Source organism: Arthrobacter sp. Y3223164, assembly GCF_059091005.1.
Genome location: NZ_JBNHGF010000456.1, coordinates 1 through 1,937 on the forward strand (window position 1 = coordinate 1; position 1,937 = coordinate 1,937).

Annotated in this window: 2 protein-coding genes and 1 pseudogene; all 3 read left to right on the forward strand. The window is 68.5% G+C overall.

All coding sequences use genetic code 11. The features are described from left to right. The first annotated feature begins 217 nt into the window (after positions 1-217). Positions 218-913, forward strand: a complete 696-nt coding sequence (locus AC5RUJ_RS15330) for a class F sortase (protein ID WP_494128545.1) — start codon at positions 218-220, stop codon at positions 911-913. A gap of 64 nt (positions 914-977) precedes the next feature. Beyond that, positions 978-1,550 carry an RNA polymerase sigma factor gene (locus AC5RUJ_RS15335; protein ID WP_494128544.1) on the forward strand — a complete coding sequence of 191 codons (573 nt, stop codon included), beginning with the start codon at positions 978-980 and terminating at the stop codon, positions 1,548-1,550. Further along, positions 1,537-1,937, forward strand: a pseudogene (locus AC5RUJ_RS15340) (anti-sigma factor); the annotation flags it as partial. The gene AC5RUJ_RS15335 and the pseudogene AC5RUJ_RS15340, both read left to right, overlap by 14 nt.

A 1,937-nucleotide genomic window follows, 5' to 3' on the forward strand; every position in this document is an offset into this window, starting at 1 on the left:
CGCGGCCGCAGAGGCCGGCCCGGACTACACCATCGCCGCGGTTGCCGGCGGAGCAGTGCTGCTGCTCCTCGGCACCGGCGCAGTCGCCCGTCGCAAGCAAGCGGTTCGCACCACCGACTAACTGCGACGGGTCCGAAAAGAAGCCGGCGGCGCCAGCCCGGGGCGCCGCCGGCTTCCATCGCTTTGGCGCCGGCAACCACCCCTCGAGGAAAGAATCATGACAACCGTACCGACGACGACGATGGGCACCCGCGCAGGGCTCCTGTGCTGCGGCGTCTTGATCGCCGCTACCGGCTGCGCCGGACCCATGCAGCCGGCCGCGGGCCGACAGCTGGTTCCGGCGGCCTCCCCGGCAGCTGTTGGAAACCCCGCAGGGCCGGGCGAAACCGCGGTCCCGGCGGTCGACAAGATCCCCGACCCTGCCGACATTCCGGTGCGGCTGGCCGCACCACTGACCGCCGCCAATCAGGAGACGCCGCCCACCCGGCTGGTCGTGGCCGGCACGTCAATCGATGTGAGCGTCGTCGACGTCGGCGTCACAACGGGTAACGCCATGGAGATCCCCGAGTCGGTGGAGCAGGCGGGTTGGTACCGCTACGGTGCCGCGCCGGGTGACCGGGCGGGGACCGCGGTGATAGCGGCCCACGTCGACACCTTGGCGGGCCTGGCTCCCTTCTCCGAACTGAGGCAGCTCGAACAGGGCACCCGCATCACGGTGGAACGGGCTGCCGCCGACCCCGTGACCTACCGCGTTACCGAGGTGGCGCTGATGGACAAGGACGATTTCGACGGAAACGGCATCTTCCGCCGCGATGGACAACCGCTGCTCAAGCTGGTCACCTGCGGTGGCCAATGGCTGGACGCGCGAGAGGATTACAGCCACAATGTGGTTGTCACGGCAGTTCCCGACTGACTTTTCCGGTCCCGCAACAACTGTTCGCGTGGCGTTTCCTCCGACCAACCGGAAGGACGCAGGCTTGGTACCTCATCCTTTCGAAGCGTGGGACTCGGACATCGACGCAGCCTTCGCGGCGGGTGAGGAGGCTGCCATCGCCGATGCCTACCGGCACCTGGCCCCGCTCGTCCACACGCTGGCCTCCAGGGCCCTGCAAGACAAGTCCGCGGCGGACGATATCACCCAGGAAGTATTCATCCGGGCGTGGCGATCGCGGGAAGGATTCGATCCGACGCTCGGCCGGTTGCCGGCCTGGATCGTGGGGATCACCCGCCGCGCCATCGCCGACGCGTATTCTTCCGCCGCCCGCGAGCAGCACAAACTGCGGGCCGTTTCGGCGGTCATGCCCGACCCCGAATTCGCCCGGGACTCCCAGTCACCGGAGGTCCTCGCAGACCGCCTGCTGCTGGACGATGAGCTGGAGCGGCTGGGTGAACCCAAGGGCTCCATCATGCGCCTGGCGTTCTACGAGGATCTGACCCACGAGCAGATTTCCCACCGGCTGGACCTTCCCGTTGGTACCGTCAAAAGCCATATTCATCGCAGTTTGCACCACCTGAGGAGCCGATTGGAGGTCGACCATGCAGCATCTTGAACCGGAACTGATCAGCCTGCTGGCGCTGGACGACGCCGTCGGCAACCAATCGGACAGGGACCATCTGCGCCGCTGCAGCCAGTGCGCGGAGGAGTACCACGCGCTGCGCCGGGCGGTGGAGGCGGTGAGGGCCAACCCCGAACCAACCCTCGAGCCGCCGGATCCAGCGGTCTGGGAAACCATTCACCGCGAACTCGCCCTTTCTCCCGAACTGGCCGCGGACCCATTGCAGGGTCGCACGGAAACAGCGCCGGCCGGGCGCAGGCCGTCCCGGACCGTCTCATCCCGGGGGGTATCTGCCAAGCCCAAGGCTTCCCGACGCCTCCCCGCCGGTCCTCCCCCCTCCCGGCGCCCGCCCTCCCGGCACCTGCCCGCCTGGCTGGCCGC

What these genes read in the sequence shown, in the direction of transcription:
- AC5RUJ_RS15330 (WP_494128545.1), top strand. Translation starts at nt 218, where the DNA reads ATGACAACCGTACCGACGACGACGATGGGCACCCGCGCAGGGCTCCTG.